We start from the raw sequence: 20,268 nt of genomic DNA, 5'->3' as shown, positions 1-20,268 counted from the left end.
TCCGTGTTCCTTAGATAACTTTGGCTTCAGTCTTGAGCTTGGCAACCAGGGTTGCGACGTCGGGCACCTTGATACCGGCGCTGCGCTTGGGTGGCTCGACCACTTTGAGGGTCTTGATGCGGGGGTTGACGTCCACACCCAGGGCTTCAGGGGTCAGCACGTCGAGTTGCTTCTTCTTGGCCTTCATGATGTTGGGCAGCGTCACATAACGGGGCTCGTTCAGGCGCAGGTCGGTGGTAACAACGGCGGGCAGGGTCAGGGACACGGTTTCGGCGCCGCCATCCACTTCGCGGGTCACATTGACCTTGCCGTCGACCAGTTCGACCTTGCTGGCGAAGGTGCCTTGGGGCAGATCGGCCAACGCAGCCAGCATCTGGCCGGTCTGGTTGCAGTCATCGTCAATGGCTTGCTTGCCCAGGATGATGAGGCCAGGTTGTTCTTTGTCGACCAGGGCCTTGAGCAGCTTGGCAACGGCCAGGGGTTGCAACTCCACCGCGGTTTCGACCAGGATGCCGCGGTCGGCGCCGATGGCCATCGCAGTGCGCAGGGTTTCCTGGCACTGGGTCACGCCGCAAGAGACAGCGATGATCTCGGTGACGATACCCTTTTCCTTCAGACGCACGGCCTCTTCGATGGCGATTTCGTCAAAGGGGTTCATGCTCATTTTGACGTTGGCGATGTCCACGCCGGTGCCGTCGGACTTGACCCGCACCTTGACGTTGTAGTCCACCACGCGCTTGACGGCGACCAAAGCTTTCATTGCTCTACTCCAGTAGTTAGAAAAAGGGGGTTTACCTTTACGTAAACGTCAACTCACTCGATTCTATGCCGCACCACGACAAGGACCAATGCCTGTCGTCCAGCCGACATGAATATATACGAAAAAAGAACGATCGTGCTTTTTTAAATTATACCCTGACATTTTCGCCCGACCCAGCTGCCCAGGTGGGGTTGGCTGTCACCTTTGGTGCACTGTGCTTCGCGGAAGGTGGATCGGCGCGGCGAGTACGGTTGGCTGATGGCCGAGCGATCGCCTGGGTCTGATGCGCCTGGGCGAATCACGGAACGTTGTTTATCTGGACAACCGTGTTCCACGAAGCAAAGTACAAAGTTGTGCCAGAAATGGCAACTCCGGTAGGGTAAGTAAGCTTGCCCGGCAACGCACCCAACTCATATCCAACAACGCCAGCCTTGCCAGCAATGGTGGTTACGATGCTATCTTGGTCGATTTTCCTGATCACGTGGTTGCCATAGTCCGCGAGATAAATGTTTCCAGCGTCACTCACTGCAAGCCCTGTCACGTTGGAAAACCTCGCTGAATTGCCTATCCCGTCGGTCGAGCCGCTGAGCCCCGCCTTTCCCGCAAGGGTGCTGACCGTCCCGTCTGAAGTAATTTTCCGGATTGTGAAGTCCCCACTAGACACATACAAAGTGTTCTGTGCGTCAATAGCCAAATATTCGGGCAGATTTAGCCTTGCAAGAGTGCCTTTGCCATCAACGGTCCCCGATGCACCAGCCAAGCCTGCAAAGGTTGTCACAAAGCCGCTAGGTGTGATTTTTCGAATAGTGTGGTTCAGCCGATCTGCGACAAAGAGATTGCCGAAGCTATCCGTCACCACGCCCATCGGGTCATTGAACCGTGCACTAGCCCCCTGACCATCATCGGAACCCGACGGTGCCGAAGAACCAAACCCAGAAACAATAGGAGTGGGGCCCGCTAGGGTGCCTACCCCGAACTTCCCAATAGAGTGCTGAAATGTGGAATAGTAAATCTCACCCGTCTTCGCAACGGTAAGAACAGCGACAGTTCCATAACTAAGATTCGTACCCCAGTTAAAGATCGCGGTCGTGTCTTTATTCGGAGGGATCTTTTGTAAAGTGGAATAGTCGCGAACGTAGATGTTGCCCAGAACGTCAACAGCCCAAACCGATGGCTGAAAAAAACGCGCGGCAGCTCCACTACCCGCCGGGCTGTTGGCGCCTGGAGTGCCCGCATAGAGACTCAGCGCGGGAGCGCCAGGAGCTACCGACGTTGACGAGGGATTTTCGGGAACGAGGTCCGCACTGCGTAGGACATAGGAGCCGATTTTGGTAATGACATTGTTATATGTCTTGCCCTGCACACTCACCGTGCCGAGAACCAACGTGTTGGATGCAGGGTCGAAAGAGTCGCCTCCCGCTACACCACCGGCAACCATATGCAATGAATAGGAGTTTATGGTCGCAACAACGTTGCGATACGTGCTTGCGCCCACAGCCACACTGTCCAAGCTAAGCAACTGTGAGCTAGGGTCGTAGACGCTGCCAGCATGCGCGGTTACGCCAGAAACAGCAATGAAGGCGAACGTTGCCAGATTAGCGATGCGCAAGGCTTGAGGACTGACTTCGGACATTCTTCTCGTTTACTTTACGGGTTGTGTGTAGGGATGCGCCACTGGGCATGGACGTGGAACGCAATGTCATTATCCAACGCAGCGTTGGGCATTCGCCAAGCGCCGGCTCGCAAACAATCCCAGGGTCAACGCTGGTGCACCACCCGTTGCGGGTAGGGAATCTCGATGTTGTTGGCCCGCAGCGCGGCCAGCACGGCGCGGTTGATGTCGGAGCGCAGGCCCATCTGGCCGTTCTGCACGTCGCGCAGCCAGTAGCCCACGGTGAATTCGAGGCCGTCGGCGCCGAAGGCGGACAGGTAGATCGACGGCGCGGGGTCGCGCAATACCCGCTCCTGGGCCAGCGCCGCCTGTAGCAGCAGTGCCGACACCTGCTCTACATTGCTGTCATAAGCGACTGAGACCACGGTGGTCTGGTACAGGTGGGGGTCGGCCAGCGACAGGTTTTCCACCCGGCTGGTGATCAGCATTTCATTGGGCACGATGGACTCGCGCCCACCCAGCGAACGCACCACGGTGTAGCGGGCATTGATCTCGGTGATGATGCCCTCAAAATTGTCGACCTTCACACTGTCGCCAATGCGCATGCTGCGCTCGGCCAGGATCACAAAGCCGCTGATGTAGTTGGCCGCCAGCTTCTGCAGGCCAAAGCCTATGCCCACGCCAACTGCACCACCCAGCACCGACAAGGCCGTCAGGTCGATGCCCACCGTAGACAGGGCCACGATCAGGCCGACAAACATCAACAGCGCCCGGGTCGCATTGCTGATCGCCTTGCGCAAGGACAGCTCGCCGCCCGTGGCAGAGCGGAGCAGCCGCGTCTCGATGGCCGCCGATATCCACAGTGTGAGTATCAACACCGCACCGGCGGTCAGCAGGCCTTCGATGATGTTGCGCACCGACAGCGTGGCGCCGCCCACCTTCCACGTGATCTGGTCCAGCTCGTTCAGCACCACGGGCAGCAGGCCGCTGACCCAAAGCACCATGGCCAGCCAGGCCACCCAGGAGATGGTGTGTTCCAGCGAACGGGCCCAACGCGCCTCTTCAAAGGCCACACGCAAGACCTTGACGCCCATGCGGATGACGACCAGCGCGACCAGCACCGGAATCGCCACCTTGAAGATAGCAATGCGCATGAAATTGCCGACGATAGCCAAGGCCACCGAACTCAGCAGCAGCAATACCAGCGGGAACAGCACACCATCCACCGCACGCTGGCCAAACAGGATGGACTTGCCGTCGTAGCCACCCAATGAACGGCGCAGCGCCACGACCAGGCCCCAGGACAAGGCCACGCACAGCGCCAGAGCGCCCAGCTCCACCAGCACGGTAGTTTGTGTGAAGGCGGCCAGCCAACCGTCCAGGTCGTCAATCGGTTGGGGCGCGGAAACTTTGGGAATGTTTGCCATTACAAATCTGCCAGTACACGAATATGGGCCTCGACGCTCTGCGCCAAAGCGTCCAGGTTGTAGCCCCCCTCCAGGCAGGACACGATGCGCCCTTTGGCATGGCGCTGTGCGACCGCCTTGATGCGCTCAGTGATCCAGGCGTAATCCGCCTCCACCAGGCCCATCTGTCCCATATCGTCCAGACGGTGGGCGTCAAAGCCGGCGCTGATGAAAATCATCTCGGGCTTGTAGGCCTCCAGGCGCGGCAGCCACTGGGTCTCGACCAGCTCACGCACCTGCGGCCCCTTGGTGTAGGCCGGCACCGGCACGTTGACCAGGTTGCTGGCATGGGAGCGGGCACCGCCGGGTGGATAAAAGGGGTGCTGAAAAAAGCTGACCATCAAGACCCGCTGATCGCCGGCCACGATGTCTTCGGTGCCGTTGCCGTGGTGCACGTCAAAGTCCACAATCGCCACGCGCTTGAGACCATGGCGCTCCAGCGCATAGCGGGCCGCAATGGCTACATTGTTCAAAAAGCAAAAACCCATGGCCGTGTCACGGCAGGCATGGTGGCCGGGCGGGCGTATGGAGCAAAAAGCGTTTTCCAACTCACCTGCTATTACCGCATCGGTGGCGGCCAGTGCAGCACCGGCGGCGCGCAGGGCGGCATTCCAGGTGTGGACGTTGAGCGAGGTATCGGGGTCGATCTGGGCATAGCAGGGGCCACCGGCCTGGATCTCGTCGCGCAGCCCATCGGTCAGGCCGCGCAGCGCGGCCACATGCATGCGGCCATGGGCCAATTCGATGTCGGCAAGGGCGGCCTGCGGCGCCTCGCGCCGGTCCAGCGCATCGCCCACGCCGCTGACCAGCAAACGGTCTTCGATGGCGGACAGGCGGTCGGGGCATTCAGGATGGCCGGCACCCATTTCGTGTTTCCAGCAATCGGTGTGGGAAAAGTAACCGGTCTTGTTCACCAAAGCTCTCGCATCTCAAAATTTTCGGTTAATGTCCCTGCATGGACGCACAACTCAAACTCAAATCCCTGCTCGACCAGCTTAACACGGTGATTGTGGGCAAATCGGCACAGATCCAGGACTGCGTGGCCTGCCTGCTCGCCGGCGGCCACCTGCTGATCGACGATGTACCCGGTGTCGGCAAGACCACGCTGGCCCACGCGCTGGCCCGCACTTTCGGCCTGCAGTTCTCCCGGGTGCAATTTACCTCGGACCTGATGCCCAGCGACCTGTCGGGGGTATCGATCTACGAACGCGGCAAAGAGGCCTTTGTGTTCCACCCCGGTCCCATCTTCGCCCAGGTGCTGCTGGCCGATGAGATCAACCGGGCCAGCCCCAAGACGCAGAGCGCGCTGTTGGAAGCCATGGAAGAAAAGCAGGTCACCATTGAGGGCGAGACCCGCCCGCTGCCCCTGCCCTTCTTCGTCATCGCCACGCAAAACCCATTGGACCAGTTGGGCACCTATGCACTACCCGAATCACAGATGGACCGCTTCCTGATGCGCATATCGCTGGGCTACCCAGACCGCCTGGCCGAACGCGAACTGCTGGCCGGCCATGACCGGCGCGAGATCGTGGAGCGCCTGCCCGCCTTGCTCTCCCAGACGGAGCTGCAACACCTGCAGCAACAGGTTCTGGCCGTGCATGCGGCCGGCCCGCTGCTGGACTATGTGCAGGACCTGATTGCCGCGACCCGCTCCGGCAAGTGGTTCCTGCAGGGCCTCTCGCCCCGCGCCGGCATCGCCGTGGTGCGGGCGGCCAAAGCCCAGGCCCTGCTCAGCGGACGCGACTATGTGGCACCTGATGACGTGCAGGCCATGCTGCCGCAGACCATTGCGCACCGGCTGATTCCGGTGGGTGATGCCGGGCGTGGTGCTGTAGAGCAAGTGCGCGCGATGCTGGCCGCCGTCCCGCTCCCTTGACCTACCGTCCATGACGACTGTTTTGCCGAGTCCGATTTGGCACCCACTGGCCTATGTCAGGGGGCGCTTTCAGATGTGGTGGCAAGCCCGGTTGCCGTTGCGCGACAGCACAACGCTGACGCAGCGCAACGTCTACATCCTGCCCACTGGACCGGGCTTCATGCTGGGCGCGACGCTGCTGGTTCTGCTGGTGGCCTCCATCAACTACCAGTTGAACCTGGGCTATGTGCTGACCTTTCTGCTCACCGGCAGTGCGGTTGTCGGCATGCAGGTATGCCACGGCACCCTGCGCGGTATTACTATGAATTTGGTAGCACCCGAAGACCATTTTGCGGGGGCGAACATTGCCATTGGCGTGAACCTGCTGAGCGACAAACGCTCCGTACGCTACGGCATAGGCCTGGCCGTGCTGGGCACCCAGCACTGGAGTTGGACCGATGTGCCCGCCCAGGGCCGGTCCACGGTGCAGGTCGCCTTCCAGGCCCCGCACCGCGGCCTGCACCGCGTGCCGCCGCTGACAGCGGAAACGCGTTTCCCATTGGGCACCTTCCGGGTGTGGACCGTGTGGCGCCCGGCCGCCCAGGTGCTGGTCTACCCCGCCCCCGAACTGCATCCGCCACCGCTGCCACCGGGCGAGGCCCGCGCGGGTGGGCAGGCCACGGTGCAGCGCCAAAGCACCGGCGAGTTCGACGGCGTGCGCGCCTACCGCCGCGGCGACCCGCTGAAGCTGGTGGTGTGGAAAAAGGCCGCCAAGTCCGATGAACTGGTCAGCCGCGATGCCCAACAGGTGCAACGCTTCGAGCTCTGGCTGGACCTGGCCCATACCGGCATCGCCGGTGCGATGGCCGGCGGTGCGGCAATGGAGCAAGCCGTGTCACGCCTGTGCGCCTGGGTGCTGATGGCCGACCAGCAAGGCCTGCACTACGGTATGCGCCTGGGCGGCCAAGAGATCGCCCCCGGCAGCGGCGAAGCCCACAGGCGCAGTTGCCTGCAGGCCCTGGCATTGACGCACACCAGCAGCAACACCTGACCAGCTCCATGCTGCAAGCCCTCAAGAACCTCCCCCGCGAAGCGCGCGATACGCTATTCCTGCTGACGGTCATCGCCTGGGTGATTGCGCCGCAGGTCAACAACCTGCCGCTGTGGTGCACCGGCATGGCGGCGGGCCTGCTGATGTGGCGCGGCTATCTGGCGGTGCGCGGCTTTGCATTGCCGGCCCGCTGGTGGTTGCTGGGCCTGCTGGTGGTTGCCACCGGCGCCACGTATTTCACGCACCGCACGCTGATGGGGCGCGATGCCGGCGTCACCTATGTCGTGGTGTTGCTCAGCCTCAAGACGCTGGAGATGCGGGGCCAACGGGACACCTTTGTGATTTTCTTTCTGGGCTTCTTCACGCTGCTCTCCAATTTCTTCTTCTCACAAAGCCTGCTCACCGCCATGGCCATGCTGATAGGCCTGCTGGGCCTGCTGACCGCCCTGGTCAACAGCCATATGCCGGTGGGGCGCCCGCCGCTGCTGCAGGCGGCCAAGATGGCCGGGTGGATGGCCTTGCTGGGCGCACCGGTGATGGTGGCGCTGTTCATGCTGTTTCCGCGCATCGCGCCGCTGTGGGGCATACCCGATGACGCCATGGCCGGACTCACCGGCCTATCCAGCAGCATGCAGGTCGGCACGATTGCCAGCCTGGCGCTGGACGACAGCATCGCCATGCGCATCCGCTTTGACGGCGCAACCCCCCGCATAGCCGACATGTATTTCCGTGGCCCGGTCTTGACGAGCTTCGACGGGCGCGAGTGGGGGCCAGCGCAACCCATCCTGCCGTCGCGGGCAGCGTCCATCGCACAGTTGGAGGTGCAAGGCACCACCTACTCCTACCAGGTCACGCTGGAACCCAACAACAAGCCCTGGGTTCTGGTGCTGGACGCTACGGACACCAAGCCGGTGCTGGAGGGTTTTCGCACCACCATGACACCGGAACTCCAATGGGTGGCAGACCACCCCGTGACCGACCTGGTGCGCTATACGGCGCAAAGCCACACGGCCTTCCGCCATGGACCGTTGCGCAGAAGCTTCATGCTGCAGGAGTATGTGGAGCTACCCCCCAACTACAACCCGCGCACCCGACAGTTGGCCGCCGACATCCTGACCGACCCACGCAACCAGGGTGCAGACACACCGGCGCTGGTCAACACCGTGTTGGATCGCCTGCGCACCGGGGGCTACCTCTACACGCTGGACCCAGGGGTCTTTGGCACCCACACGGCCGACGAATTCTGGTTCGACAAGAAGATGGGCTTTTGCGAACACATAGCGTCCAGCTTTGTTCTGCTGATGCGGGCCATGAACATACCGGCACGCATCGTGACCGGCTACCAGGGTGGAGATCTCAACGCCATCGACGGCTTCTGGACGGTGCGGCAAAGCGATGCCCATGCCTGGTCCGAAGTGTGGGTGCCCGAGCGCGGCTGGGTGCGTGTAGACCCCACGTCGGCCGTATCCCCCGGACGCACCGGCAGCGTCACGCGGCTGATTGCACCGCGCAACGTGATCACGCAGGCCCTTGTCAACGTCAACCCCGAGTTTGCGCTCAGCCTACGCACCCTCTGGGAAGCCGCCAACAACCGATGGAACCAGTGGGTACTGAACTATTCGCAGACCACCCAATTGGACATGCTGCGCAACCTGGGATTCGAGTCGCCCAGCTGGGAGGATTTGACCTATGTGCTGATCGCCCTGCTGGTGTCGGCCAGCGGCATCGGCGCCCTCTGGACGCTGTGGGAACGCCATCGCCAGGACCCCTGGCTGCGCCTGTTGCACGGTGCCACGGCGCGCCTGCGCAAGGCCGGGCTGCAACTGCCCGACACGGCACCACCGCGCCAAGTGGCCGCACTGCTGCAGACCCATGCCGGCGTCAGCAAGCCCGAGTTGACGGCCATCGTCGAGTGGTTGCTGCGCCTGGAGGCATGGCGCTATGCACGCCATGCCCAGGACCCACAACTGGGTACACTGCAACGCGAGTTCCGCTCCCTGCCCTGGCCGCAACGTCTTCTGTGAACCCTTCCCCAACCGTGACCCGCCTCCTGCAAACGACTGCTATTATTTTGATAGCATCATGCACAATATCGACGAGGGCTACAGCCCAGAATCTTCCAAGCGATTCGCCCCCAGCCCCATCTGCGGCCGCCAAAGCACCCAGCAGCCACGGGCACGCCGGTGCCAGCAAGCGTGCGCCCAAGCGCAAGCCGCAGGCGGCCCGCAAGCTCGAGGCCGCCGGCCCGCTGTACGCCACCCGACCCGAGGTCCTGCAGGCCGCCGACGGCATCGCCCAGCGCCTGGGCCTGGAGCCGCAATGGGTGCGCCACGCCATCGGCCAGTCGCGTTACATGCCGGGCATTGCCCGCGCCATCACCCCGCCGCCGGTTGGCACCGCCAAGAACTGGGCCGTGTACCGCAGCCGCTTTGTTGAACCGATCCGCATCAACGCCGGCGTCAAGTTTTGGCGTGACAACCGCGAGACGCTCGAGCGCGCCGAGCAGCAGACCGGCGTGCCGGCCAGCATCATCGTCGGCATCATTGGCGTGGAGACCATCTACGGCCAGCAGATTGGCGGCTACCGCGTCATGGATGCGCTGACCACACTGGCCTTTGACTTCCCTGCCCAGCATCCCCGTGCGCAGGAGCGTACGGCCTTTTTTCTGTCGGAACTGGAAGCCTTTTTGGCTTTGACAAACCGCACCCACACCGACCCGTTGGCGCTGCGCGGCAGCTATGCCGGCGCCATGGGCTTGCCACAGTTCATGCCATCGAGCTGGAGCAAATACGCGGTGGACTTTGATGGCGATGGCCGCATCGACCTGTTCCACAGCACAGCCGACGTCATTGGCTCGGTGGCTAATTACTTCAAGTCCTTCCAGTGGAAGCCCGGCATGCCCACCCACTACCCGGTGCGTCTGCAGTCCGAGGGCATGGACAAGACAGCCCTGTTGGCGCCCGACATCCTGCCCACCTTCACCGCCGCCACCATGGCCGCCATGGGCGCCGAACTGGATGCCAAGGCCCTGCAGCATGTAGGCCCGCTGGCCCTGGTCGAATTGCAAAACGGGGATGCGCCGCCGCTGTACATTGTGGGCACCGAAAACTTCTACGCCATCACCCGTTACAACTGGAGCAGCTATTACGCTTTGGCGGTCATCGAACTGGGCCAGGAAGTGGCCGCCGCCATGTCAAAATAACACGCCATGGTAGAACCCGCCCTCTTCACCACCACACCGGCCCCGGAAGAAGATGTCACGACCACGCTGTACCGCGCCGCCATAGGCCCGGTTGGCGGCGGCTACTACCTCCCCATCTTTACCCGCTTTGAAGCCGCCGACCACGCCGGCATCAGCTGGAACACGGCCGCCAGCCTGCTGACGCTGAACTGGCTGGTGTTTCGCAAACTCTGGGTGGCGGCCCTGGCCTATGTGGGCATCCTGGTCACGGTGGCGCTGCTGGTGTTTGGCATTGGCCATCTGGTGCTGCAGTTTTCAGACACGCTGATGATGGCCCTGGGTCTGGGCTTTGGTTTGGCGGCCTTTGTGCTGCCGGGTTTGTTTGGCAACGCGCTGTTCCATACCGAGTGCCGCAAGGCCATGTCCAAGGCTCTGGTGGAGCATTCCAAGGTGGCCGACGCACGCGACGCGCTGTTGCGCAAGGCCAGCACCCGCCGCCGGGCCATCTGGCTGGCTGGCGCCAATGCCGCCTTTCTGCTGGTGGCCATCCTGGTATACCTGCAGGTGGCTGCACTCAGCACGGTCAGTGTCATGCCCCAAGGCGCGCTGGAAGCAGGCCAGGTGGCGATGGGACGCACCACCCCAGAAGCCACGCCAACCCCGGTGACGGCCAGCCCATTGCAACCTGCCGCATCTGCAGCCGTGGCAGCCGCCAGCGCCCCGGCCAATGCCGCCAGCACGCCCACCCCTGCAGCCTCCGCCGCATCGGCATTCGCAACCCTGGCCAGTGCGGCCGCACCTGCTGTAACCGGATCCGCCACCGCAGCCAGCAGTGCTGCGCCGGCGGCCATGGCGGCCTCTGCGGCTGCATCAGCGCCAACCCCCAGTGCCTCGGTGGCGCGTGCCCCGGCTTCTGTTCCCATTGCGGCAACGCCACCGTCCAGTGCTCCATCGGCCGCAACCGCTGCGTCCCCTGGCAACAAGGCGGCAGCACCTGCCAAACCCGAAGCCAAGGCCGACGCGCATAGTGCTGCTGCAAGCACCCCACTCAAGGAAAAGGCCAGCAGCCCTGCCGCCACCGTGCCTGCGGCTGTTCCAGTGGTGCATGCGAAGAAAGAGGCGGACAAGCCAGCCGTCGCCAAAGCGAAGAAGCCGCAAACAGCAATGGCCGAGCCCCAAGCAGCCGCGTCCGCATCCCACAGCGACAAAGCGGCCGGCGCCAGCAGCACCGACAAGCCCTATTTCATCAACGTAGGCCTGTTTGGCGTGCCCGAGAACGCCGCCCGCGCCCACGCCAAGCTGCTGGAAGCCAATCTGCCTTCGGTGATGAAAGAGCTCAAAGCCAAGACCCGCCAGATCCGCGTTCGGGTTGGCCCCTTTGCCAACAAGGCCGACGCGGATGCCGCCGTGGAAAAGATCAAGGCCTTGCAGTTGGACGCGGTCGTCATCCAGATGTAATAGCCCCCACGCTTGTCGCTGCGCGTACTACGCTGCCCCCCGAGGGGGCCGTAGTCGCCTTGGGGCGGCCCGGCGGCGACTCTAGCCCCCACGCTCCGCCGCTGCGCGGGTCACTGCCCCCTCAAGGGGCTAAATCCGCTTGGGGCGGCCCGGCGCGGATTTGTTGCCCCCACATGCTGCGCGGGTCGCTGATCAGGCCCGCTCCAGCCGCTCGTACTCCGCAATGACCTGCGCGCCCAGCAACAGCAGCGCGGCGATGATTTCCATGCAGAACAAGGCGACGACGGCCGTCGTCAATGAACCATAGACCACGCTGGTCTTGGACAGTGTCGTGAAGTACCACACCAGCAAGTGGCGGATCACCTCCCATGCCGAACTGGCCGCCAGCCCGCCCAGCACCGCGTGGCGCACCGGCATGCGGCCCACCGGCAAGGTCAGGTAGATGGAGGCCACGATCAGTGTCTCCGCCGCAAAGCCCAGCACATACAAGAACAAACCTGACACGCCCACCAGCGACCATTCGTAGCCCAGCACGGTGATGCTCTCTTGCGCCAGGGTTTGCAGGCCCGTCGTGGCCACCGACAGCACCAGCAAGGCCACACCCAACGCCAGCACATAGCAATACGGCAGCACCATGGACACCAGCTTGTGGCGCTTGCTGAGCAGTTCGCGGTGCACAAAGATCAGGCCCATGGCCTTCTCCAGAATGCCAAAGGCCAGCGAACTGAAAAACAGCATGGTCAGCAAAAGCACAGCGCCAATCGTGACGCGGTTGTCCATGAAAACCTGCACATCGCCCAGCACCGCCTTGGACTGGCTGGGCACCAGCCACTCCAGGTAGCGGCCTATGGCCATCAACAGCTCCGCCTGGTCCAGCCAGTGCGACAAGACAATGACCGACAGTATCAACAGCGGCACCAAGGACAGCAACGCGTAATACGCAATGGCACCCGCCAGCATCAGCCCCTGGTTGGCGTTGAAGGCCCGCAGCACCTGCAGTGCAAAACCCAGCGGGTGGGACAGGATATGCAGCACGGCCTTGTTGCGGCCGGGCGAGACCCGTAACCTCATCCGCGCGGCAATTGTTTGACCGTGGCTCGCGCCGTCGATGGGCCTCGCAAGGCCTGCGGTTTGGCAGCAATGCTGGGCACTGCCGCTGCCGCTGCCGGTGCGCGGTAGGCCGGCACGCCATGGCCATGGCTCTGGTCGCTGGAGAGCTTGAACACTGCCACCAACTGCACCAGTTCCTGCGCCTGGCCTTTGAGGCTGCTGGCCGCGGCGGCCATCTCTTCCACCAAAGCAGCGTTCTGCTGCGTGGCATTGTCCATGTGGCGCACGGCCTCGCCCACCTGCGCCACGCCAGCGGCTTGTTCGCTACTGGCAGCGCTGATCTCGCCCATGATGTCGGTCACACGGCGGATGGAGCTGACCACCTCGGTCATGGTCTCGCCGGCCTGGTCGACCAGAGCCGAGCCTCTTTCAACACGCTCCACACTGGCATTGATCAGGTACTTGATCTCCTTGGCGGCCTCGGCACTGCGGCCGGCCAACGATCGCACCTCGGAGGCCACGACGGCAAAGCCGCGTCCCTGCTCGCCGGCCCGCGCCGCCTCCACAGCGGCATTCAAAGCCAGGATGTTGGTCTGAAAGGCAATGCCATCGATAACGCTGATGATGTCGGCAATCTTGCGGCTGGAGTCGTTGATGTCCTTCATCGTCTCCACCACCTGCCCCACCACATTGCCGCCCTGGACGGCGACCGTAGACGCACTCTGTGCCAACTGGTTGGCCTGGCGGGCCGAGTCGGCGTTTTGCTGCACCGTGGTGCCCAGCTCTTCCATGCGCGCGGCGGTCTGCTCCAGCGCACTGGCCTGCTGTTCGGTCCGCGACGACAAGTCGTTATTGCCCTGGGCAATTTCCGACGATGCGGTGGCCACGCCCTCGGAGCCCTGGCGCACATTGGCCACCAGCTTGGCCAGATTGCCCTGCATGGATTGCAAGGCGGTCATCATGGCGCCCACCTCGTCCGCGCCGCCGGCATGGATGGTGTTGGACAAATCGCCACCCGCAATGTTTTGCGCCACCGCAGCCGCCTCGGTCAAGGGCCGCACGATGCCGCCCGATATGCGCATCGCGATGCCCACACCCAGCACGATGCCTATGAAGAGCACGCTCCAATTCAGCGTCACGGCCCGGGACAGTGCGGACTGCAATTGGCCGCTGTCGGCAATCTGCAGGCTGACGAGCTTGGCGGCCAGTTGGTCCACGGCCTGCATATGGTCTTCGGGTGAGGCGGTGTGCGAAGCCAGTGCCGCGGACAACGCCTTCTTCTCGTCGTCCGCCTGCGTCAGGCTGCCCAGCTTCTTGACCTGCTCGCTGTCCAGGCTGGGCACCGCGGCCTTCTTGGCCACGGCGACCTTGACCTGCACGGCCCAATCCGATGCCAGGGACAATCGGAAGGCCCGCTCATCCAGCGCGGTGTTGAAGTGCTGTATCTGGGCCAATTGCATCTGCCCCACACCGGCCACCAGGGCCAGCAAGCCCAGCATGACACCAAAGCCCAACATCAAACGATTGCGAATAGTCATGGGACCCCTTTCAATCTCTCATTGGCGACACGATCTGCACAGCCCCAGTATCCTCCAGAAGCCACCTATCAGACGTTGGTCACGCTATCAAAGACCGGGTGCAGCGCATCCAGCCAATCATCCACCTCGGTCTCGTCAATGGACAGCGCCGCCATGCAGGTGGGTCCGTGCAGGGCCCACTCGTGCTGCTCGCCCACGCCCTCATGCAGGGTCACCAGATGCTCGGCCACCAGACCCATGGCCACCAGCATGCGCACGTCGACCGGCAGACTCTTGTCGGGCAGGATCGTGAAGTCGTGGTGCAGGCGCACGGCCTGGTAGATCTGCGTGGGCAGGCGCCAGGTGCGTGCCACCAACGAGCCCACTACCGCGTGGTCGGTCTTATGGGCGGCGTTCTCGGTCTCGGTGAAACTGCGGTCCTGGCGGGCCAGCGCCTCGGTCAGCGTGCCCGCGTAGCCGCGCACACCTTGCATCAGAATCGGAATGCCGATATGGCAGAACAGGCCGCCGGTATAGGCCAGGTCCGGGTCCACGCCGCGGAGTTGGCGGGCAATGTATGCCATCGCCAACGCGCGGCGGGTAGAGGTGTCCCAGAAGTGCTCCAGCAACGGCGAGGTGACGCGAACCGAGTTGCGCGTCAAAAAGGCCGTCAGCAGCTTCTCCGTCATGCGCAGGCCCAAGAGGCCCAGGGCCTCGCTGACCGAAGTGACAGCGCGGGAGCGTGCGTAGTAGGGGCTGTTGGCCGTGCGTATCAGCGAGGCCGACATGGCCACGTCGCGCCCGGCAATGCCAGCCACGATCTGCGGATCGGGGTCTTCCTTGTCCATCTCGCGCCGCAGCGCGATCAGCAATTCGGGACAGGGGGGAATGACGATTTCGCGCAGCGGCCCGGAAGCCAGAGCTCGGTCCAGCTCACGGTCGGTGGCGGTAGGGGTGGGCGTGCTGCTTTGCGTTGGCTTGCTCTGCATACCAAGTCCGGTCCAAGTAAATGCAAAAAAACATTATTGCCGGATTCGCCCCACACTTTGCTGACGCCGTGCAAATCCCGTGCGTCAGGCCCCTACCGGCACCAGAAACTCGCGGCTGATGTGCACACCTAGATCATTGACCCGGTCCAGGAACTGCGTCAGATAGGCATGCAGGCCGGTGGCCAGGATTTCGTCGATGCGGCCGTACTGCAACTCGGCGCGCAGCTTGCCCGCGCGGCGCAGGGTTTCGCTGGATGCATCGCTGGTCACCAGCGACAGATTGGCCACCACCTCGTTCAGGCTCGCATGCAGCGAGCGTGGCATGTCAGGGCGCAGTATCAACAGCTCGCCCACGCGCTCGGGCTTGATGACATCGCGGTAGACCTTGCGGTAGACCTCAAAGCCCGAGACGCTGCGCAGGATCGCACTCCAGTGGTAGAAGTCGTACTCCTGGTCCTGCTCGGTGGCGGCGCCAAAGAAGTCGCTTTGCACGGCATGGAATTTCACATCCACCAACCGCGCCGTGTTGTCGGCCCGCTCCAGGAAAGTACCCAGGCGCATGAAATGCAAGGCCTCGTCGATCAGCATCGTGCCCACGGTGACACCGCGCGACAGGTGCGAGCGGAATTTGACCCACTCAAAGAACTGCGCCGGGTCGGCCTCGAACTCGCCGGACTTCAGCATGCGCTTGACCTCCAGCCAAGTGGTGTTCTGCGTCTCCCATACCTCGGTGGTCAGCGTACCGCGCACGGCGCGCGCGTTCTCACGCGCCGCGCCCAGGCAGGAGATGATGGAAGACGGGTTGCTCTCGTCCTTGACCATGAAGTCCATGACATTGCGCGCACTGATCGCCCCATAGCGGTTGGTGTAAGCCGGCAGCAGCTCGCTGATGGACAGCAGGCCCTGCCAGCCCACCTGGGCCACGGCGTCGGAGTGGGGCAGCAGCGATGCCTGGTAGTTGACGTCCAGCATGCGGGCGGTGTTCTCGGCCCGCTCGGTGTAGCGGGACATCCAGAAAAGATGGTCTGCGGTGCGTGACAGCATGGGGTTTCTCCGCGAGTTTCAGGATTGTGTTTGTGTTTGAGATGGCGCAGTTGCGGCGCCGGTGGTTTCGTCTTCCAAAATCCAGGTGTCCTTGGTGCCACCACCCTGTGACGAATTCACCACCAGCGAACCATCTTTCAACGCCACACGGGTCAAGCCGCCGGGCACCATGTCCACGGTCTTGCCGCTGAGCACATAGGGCCGCAGGTCGATGTGGCGCGGGGCGATGCCGCTTTCCACAAAGGTCGGGCAGCTGGACAAACTCAGCGTGGGCTGGGCGATATAGCCACTGGGGTTGGCCAGAATGGCCTTGCGGAAGTCTTCAATCTCGGCCTTGGTGGATGCAGGCCCCACCAGCATGCCGTAGCCACCGGCGCCGTGCACCTCTTTAACGACCAGATCCTTGAGGTTGGCCAGTGTGTAGGCCAGATCGTCCTTGTTGCGACACATGTAGGTGGGCACATTGTTCAGGATGGGCTTCTCGCCCAGGTAGAACTCGATCATCTTGGGCACATAGGGGTAGATGGACTTGTCGTCCGCCACGCCGGTACCCACCGCATTGCAGATGGTCACATGGCCGGCCCGGTAGGCGTTGAGCAAGCCCGCACAACCCAGCGTAGACGTGGGCCGGAACGCCGTGGGGTCCAGGAAGTCGTCGTCCACCCGGCGGTAGATCACGTCCACCCGGCGCGGGCCGCGCGTCGTGCGCATGTACACAAAATTGTCTTTGACGAACAGGTCTTGCCCCTCGACCAGCTCCACGCCCATCTGCTGTGCCAGGAAGGCATGCTCGAAATAAGCGCTGTTGTACATGCCGGGCGTCAGCACCACAACCGTGGGCTCGGCCGTGGTGGCCGGGCTGCTGGCCTGCAAGGTCTCCAGCAGCATGTCCGGGTAATGGGCAATGGGGGCCACACGGTGCGCGCTGAACAGATCGGGGAACAGCCGCATCATCATCTTGCGGTCTTCCAACATATAGCTCACGCCGCTGGGCACGCGCAGGTTGTCTTCCAGCACGTAGTACTCGCCCTTGCCGGCGCTGTCGGGCGCGCGCACGATGTCGATGCCGCTGATGTGCGAGTAGATCTGGTGCGGCACGTCCACGCCCACCATCTCGGGCCGGAACTGGGCGTTGTTTTCAACCTGCTCGCGCGGCACGACACCGGCCTTGATGATCTCCTGGTCGTGGTAGACGTCGTGGATGAAGCGGTTCAGCGCGGTGACCCGCTGCACCAGGCCTTTTTCCATGTTGGCCCATTCGTGGGCCGGGATGATGCGGGGTATCAGGTCAAAGGGGATGAGCCGCTCGGTACCGGCGCCGGACTCATCCTTCTCGCCATAGACGGCAAAGGTGATACCAACGCGGCGGAAAATCATCTCCGCCTCTTCTCGCCGCTTGGCCATCATGTCGCCCGGCTGGCGTGCCAGCCATTCGTCATAGATCTTGTAGTGATCCCGAACCTGCGCGCCCTTGGAAAAGAACTGGTAGGGCAAGCTGGTATACATCTCGTCAAACTTCTGCATAGACCTCTCTCCTGGTACCGCCGGGGATTCATTCGCTCCCGTGCGTAATGTAGCTTTGCCGTGAACCGGAGGATAGCAAGTTGGATGCCATCATCCGCCCCCACTATGGCACATTGTGGTGCCAATACCGTAAACCCTGGCTGCGCAGGCATGCACCATTCTGGGCCTGCCACGACTGCCAGGTGTAAGCCCCGCAATGGGGCGAATCCACGATTGCGATCTGCCGCTCCTGGTAGCGCGCCAGCACGGCGGGCGCCGGGTGGCCAAAGCGGTTGCGGTAGCCGGATTGGACGATGGCTGTGCGCGGCGCCACAGCGTCCAGAAATTCCGCACTGCTGGAGGTCTTGCTACCGTGGTGCGGAACCAGCAGTACATCCGCTCTAAGGTCAACGCCCTGCTCCACCAAAGCCGCCTCTTGCGGCTGCTCAATATCCCCCACCAGCAAGGCCGTTTGTGCACCATTGGCAATGCGCAGCACGCAGGACATGGCGTTGGACTTGGCTTGCGCGTCATAGTCCGTCGCCTGAGGATGTAGCACGTCAAACTGTACGCCATCCCATTCCCAATGCTGGCCCGCCACGCAGCGCCGGGCCGGACGCAAGGTCTGCAAGGCATTGCCGGCCTCAATGGAACTAAGCAGTTCGGCCCGGGGCTGCATGGTCAGCACGGCGGGCGCGCCGCCCACGTGGTCCATGTCCCGGTGGCTGAGCAACAGCATGTCCAGCCGTGTATGCAAGGCCTGCAAAAGCGGCACCAGCACGCGGTGGCCAGCATCGCTCTCCAGGCTGAAGCGGGGGCCTGCGTCGTACAGCAGCGCGTGGTTGGCTGTGCGCACCAACACGGCATTGCCCTGGCCGATATCAGCGGCCAGCAGTTCAAACTGCCCCACCGCCGGCAACGGTGCGCGCCACAGCAAGACCGGCAGCAACAGGGGCAGACCCAAGACCCGTAAACGCCAAGACCAAGGCAACACCAACAGCAGCCCACCCAACACGCCGGCCGCGCCCGCCCACAGCGGCGGTACCGCCACCGCAACAGATGCCCACGGCCAAGACGCCAGCCACTGCAGATAGGCATACAACCAGCCGATAGCACCAGCCGCCACAGTCCACAACGCCGGCAGCAGCACGCCCAACATGGCCAGGGGTGTTACCACCAGCGTGATCCACGGGATGGCCAATGCATTGGCAACCAAACCCACGACCGACACCTGACCAAACAGCAGCAGCGTCAGCGGCGTCAGCGCCACCGTGATCACCCATTGCTCACGAAAGGCGCCCGCCAGGCCTCTCGCAGCGCGCATTGCACCGCCCCGGAGAAGTGCCAGGCTTCTTGGAGCAGGTTCGCCGGGATCTTGCAAGCCATTTAGTCCGTTAGCCCTCGTATCATCTGCATTATTCGCTCCTAAATCAGTAGCAAATAGCACACCCACCGCGACAAAGCTCAACCAGAACCCGGCCTGCAGCAGCGCCCAAGGGTCGCAAACCACGACCACGGCGCAGGCCAGCATCCACACCAGGGGCCAGGGCCAGCGCGCGCCCGACAGACGCAGCAGCGCGACCGTGGCCAGCATCAGGCAGGTGCGCTGGGCCGGCACGCCCCAGCCAGAGAATACGGCGTAAGCAGTGGCCAGCAACACGCCACCGACCAGCGCCGCACTGGGTGCCGGCAACGCAATGCACAGCCGACCCGAGCGCCGCCAGAGCCAGCCCACCAGCCAGGCCGCGCCCCAGGCAAACATGGTTATGTGGAGCCCAGAGATACTGACCAAATGCGCGACGCCCGTGGCGCGGAACACATCCCAGTCCACCCGGTCAATGGCCGCCTGGTCGCCCACCACCAGCGCGGCGATCATGCCGGCAAACTGGCGCTCGCTCACCTGCTGGTAGATGCGCGTGCGCACCGTCTGGCGGGCCAGCACGACGGGGTGGCGCCAGGTCTGGCCGAGGTTTTGCGGCTCAGCGTCTTTGGCGGTAGAGCGCACATAGCCAGTGGCCTGTACGCCCTGCTCCCACAACCAGAGTTCGTAGTCAAAGCCAAAGGGGTTGCGGCTGCCGTGCGGCGCCTTCAGCCGCAGCGTCAGCGCCCAGCGCTCGCCGGCCCGCACATCGGCCGGCTGGCGGTTTTGGCTGGACGGGGGCAACACGGCGTCGGCGTTCTTGGCTGCGTCCTTGGGATTGGTAGCGCCCTCCCACACCGCAGGCCCGGCGGAAAACGTACCGCCATACCAGCCCACATCCACCAGCGGCGGCAGGCGCAGCGCCTTGGCATCCAGGGATGCAGATTCCACCTCCAGCCGAAAGCGCAGGCCCGATTCGTTGCGTTGGGGCAGGCTGGCCACCACGCCCACGACCTGCACATCGCGCCCCTCCAATGCCGGGTCCAGGGCCTCACCCAGATAGACAGTGGAGCGCAGGCCCGTCGTACCAAAACACAGCAGCCCCAGCGCCAGCATCGCCAACACCGAGTGCCAAGCGTATGCTATGTTTTCAATAGCTGATAGTGCATATACGACGAGGGCTAGCAGCACAATAGCCGCATAGACCTGCCACGCAAAGAGCTGCGCCTGCTGCAATTGCAGGGCCGTGCCCAGCACCACACCCAGCAATGCCGCCAACAGCAATCGGGCTTGACCGTGGAAGAGGAAAGAGAGCATGCGCACAGGGCCATGCTAACCCGCTATTTTCGGTGGCGTAGTAATTGCTTGCTACCATGCGTGCAACGGGACGCCCCTTTGCATTGAACCGACTTACGAGTCCTA

Annotated in this window: 15 protein-coding genes; 5 read left to right on the top strand and 10 right to left on the bottom strand. The window is 63.2% G+C overall.

The window, feature by feature from the left end:
* Positions 1 to 10: 10 nt before the first annotated feature.
* From AC07OO_RS17530 to AC07OO_RS17515, 4 genes are all read right to left on the bottom strand, one after another.
* Positions 11 to 760 carry an electron transfer flavoprotein subunit beta/FixA family protein gene (locus AC07OO_RS17530; protein ID WP_495083417.1) on the bottom strand — a complete coding sequence of 250 codons (750 nt, stop codon included), beginning with the start codon at positions 758 to 760 and terminating at the stop codon, positions 11 to 13.
* A 298-nt stretch (positions 761 to 1,058) separates the two neighbouring features.
* Positions 1,059 to 2,393 carry an NHL domain-containing protein gene (locus tag AC07OO_RS17525; protein WP_495083416.1) on the bottom strand — a complete coding sequence of 445 codons (1,335 nt, stop codon included), beginning with the start codon at positions 2,391 to 2,393 and terminating at the stop codon, positions 1,059 to 1,061.
* Between the two features lie 125 nt (positions 2,394 to 2,518).
* Entirely contained in the window at positions 2,519 to 3,799 is a 1,281-nt protein-coding gene (locus AC07OO_RS17520) for a mechanosensitive ion channel family protein (protein ID WP_495083415.1), read from the bottom strand.
* Positions 3,799 to 4,752 carry a histone deacetylase family protein gene (locus AC07OO_RS17515; protein ID WP_495083414.1) on the bottom strand — a complete coding sequence of 318 codons (954 nt, stop codon included), beginning with the start codon at positions 4,750 to 4,752 and terminating at the stop codon, positions 3,799 to 3,801. Before AC07OO_RS17515 ends, AC07OO_RS17520 begins: the two co-directional genes overlap by 1 nt.
* Before the next feature lie 41 nt (positions 4,753 to 4,793).
* Here AC07OO_RS17515 and AC07OO_RS17510 point away from each other — a divergent pair, with 41 nt between their 5' ends.
* The 5 genes from AC07OO_RS17510 to AC07OO_RS17490 are packed head-to-tail and all read left to right on the top strand — an operon-like array spanning position 4,794 to position 11,383.
* Positions 4,794 to 5,714: an AAA family ATPase gene (locus tag AC07OO_RS17510; RefSeq protein ID WP_495083413.1), complete on the top strand. Its 921-nt coding sequence runs from the start codon at positions 4,794 to 4,796 to the stop codon at positions 5,712 to 5,714.
* A gap of 10 nt (positions 5,715 to 5,724) precedes the next feature.
* Entirely contained in the window at positions 5,725 to 6,744 is a 1,020-nt protein-coding gene (locus tag AC07OO_RS17505; protein WP_495083412.1) for a DUF58 domain-containing protein, read from the top strand.
* An 8-nt stretch (positions 6,745 to 6,752) separates the two neighbouring features.
* Positions 6,753 to 8,768, top strand: a complete 2,016-nt coding sequence (locus AC07OO_RS17500; protein WP_495083411.1) for a transglutaminase TgpA family protein — start codon at positions 6,753 to 6,755, stop codon at positions 8,766 to 8,768.
* Positions 8,769 to 8,782: 14 nt separating this feature from the next.
* On the top strand, positions 8,783 to 9,946 hold the full coding sequence (gene mltB, locus AC07OO_RS17495) for a lytic murein transglycosylase B (RefSeq protein WP_495083410.1): 1,164 nt from the start codon (positions 8,783 to 8,785) through the stop codon (positions 9,944 to 9,946).
* A 6-nt stretch (positions 9,947 to 9,952) separates the two neighbouring features.
* Positions 9,953 to 11,383, top strand: a complete 1,431-nt coding sequence (locus AC07OO_RS17490; protein ID WP_495083409.1) for an SPOR domain-containing protein — start codon at positions 9,953 to 9,955, stop codon at positions 11,381 to 11,383.
* 192 nt (positions 11,384 to 11,575) lie between these two features.
* On the opposite strand, the gene AC07OO_RS17485 is transcribed toward AC07OO_RS17490, so the two are convergent.
* The 6 genes from AC07OO_RS17485 to AC07OO_RS17460 all read right to left on the bottom strand — a co-directional run bounded on the left by AC07OO_RS17485 (position 11,576) and on the right by AC07OO_RS17460 (position 20,163).
* The gene (locus AC07OO_RS17485; RefSeq protein ID WP_495083408.1) at positions 11,576 to 12,454 is read right to left on the bottom strand and encodes a YihY/virulence factor BrkB family protein; all 879 of its coding nucleotides are present in this window, start codon (positions 12,452 to 12,454) and stop codon (positions 11,576 to 11,578) included.
* Positions 12,451 to 13,971, bottom strand: coding sequence for a methyl-accepting chemotaxis protein (locus tag AC07OO_RS17480; protein WP_495083407.1), 1,521 nt, complete (start codon positions 13,969 to 13,971; stop codon positions 12,451 to 12,453). Before AC07OO_RS17480 ends, AC07OO_RS17485 begins: the two co-directional genes overlap by 4 nt.
* Positions 13,972 to 14,039: 68 nt before the next feature.
* A complete protein-coding gene (locus tag AC07OO_RS17475; RefSeq protein ID WP_495083406.1) occupies positions 14,040 to 14,939 on the bottom strand; it encodes an HDOD domain-containing protein in 900 nt (299 codons plus the stop codon).
* A gap of 84 nt (positions 14,940 to 15,023) precedes the next feature.
* Complete coding sequence (locus tag AC07OO_RS17470) at positions 15,024 to 15,983, bottom strand: alpha-E domain-containing protein (RefSeq protein ID WP_495083405.1); 960 nt, start codon at positions 15,981 to 15,983, stop codon at positions 15,024 to 15,026.
* An 18-nt stretch (positions 15,984 to 16,001) separates the two neighbouring features.
* A complete protein-coding gene (locus AC07OO_RS17465) occupies positions 16,002 to 17,507 on the bottom strand; it encodes a circularly permuted type 2 ATP-grasp protein (protein WP_495083404.1) in 1,506 nt (501 codons plus the stop codon).
* Positions 17,508 to 17,610: 103 nt separating this feature from the next.
* Positions 17,611 to 20,163, bottom strand: coding sequence for a DNA internalization-related competence protein ComEC/Rec2 (locus tag AC07OO_RS17460; protein ID WP_495083403.1), 2,553 nt, complete (start codon positions 20,161 to 20,163; stop codon positions 17,611 to 17,613).
* Positions 20,164 to 20,268 lie beyond the last annotated feature (105 nt).

The sequence above is a fragment of the Rhodoferax sp. GW821-FHT07G04 genome (assembly GCF_059418585.1).
The sequence above is the reverse complement of the archived record's forward strand: the minus strand, read 5'-3'. Positions and strand labels throughout refer to the sequence as shown.

Excerpts from the sequence above, each read along its gene's own strand:
- AC07OO_RS17460 (WP_495083403.1), bottom strand. The coding sequence starts at position 20,163 with ATGCTCTCTTTCCTCTTCCACGGTCAAGCCCGATTGCTGTTGGCGGCA.
- AC07OO_RS17465 (WP_495083404.1), bottom strand. The coding sequence starts at position 17,507 with ATGCAGAAGTTTGACGAGATGTATACCAGCTTGCCCTACCAGTTCTTT.
- AC07OO_RS17505 (WP_495083412.1), top strand. The coding sequence starts at position 5,725 with ATGACGACTGTTTTGCCGAGTCCGATTTGGCACCCACTGGCCTATGTC.
- AC07OO_RS17530 (WP_495083417.1), bottom strand. The coding sequence starts at position 760 with ATGAAAGCTTTGGTCGCCGTCAAGCGCGTGGTGGACTACAACGTCAAG.
- AC07OO_RS17525 (WP_495083416.1), bottom strand. The coding sequence starts at position 2,393 with ATGTCCGAAGTCAGTCCTCAAGCCTTGCGCATCGCTAATCTGGCAACG.
- AC07OO_RS17500 (WP_495083411.1), top strand. The coding sequence starts at position 6,753 with ATGCTGCAAGCCCTCAAGAACCTCCCCCGCGAAGCGCGCGATACGCTA.
- AC07OO_RS17490 (WP_495083409.1), top strand. The coding sequence starts at position 9,953 with ATGGTAGAACCCGCCCTCTTCACCACCACACCGGCCCCGGAAGAAGAT.
- AC07OO_RS17475 (WP_495083406.1), bottom strand. The coding sequence starts at position 14,939 with ATGCAGAGCAAGCCAACGCAAAGCAGCACGCCCACCCCTACCGCCACC.
- AC07OO_RS17480 (WP_495083407.1), bottom strand. The coding sequence starts at position 13,971 with ATGACTATTCGCAATCGTTTGATGTTGGGCTTTGGTGTCATGCTGGGC.
- AC07OO_RS17470 (WP_495083405.1), bottom strand. The coding sequence starts at position 15,983 with ATGCTGTCACGCACCGCAGACCATCTTTTCTGGATGTCCCGCTACACC.
- AC07OO_RS17520 (WP_495083415.1), bottom strand. The coding sequence starts at position 3,799 with ATGGCAAACATTCCCAAAGTTTCCGCGCCCCAACCGATTGACGACCTG.
- AC07OO_RS17510 (WP_495083413.1), top strand. The coding sequence starts at position 4,794 with ATGGACGCACAACTCAAACTCAAATCCCTGCTCGACCAGCTTAACACG.
- AC07OO_RS17485 (WP_495083408.1), bottom strand. The coding sequence starts at position 12,454 with ATGAGGTTACGGGTCTCGCCCGGCCGCAACAAGGCCGTGCTGCATATC.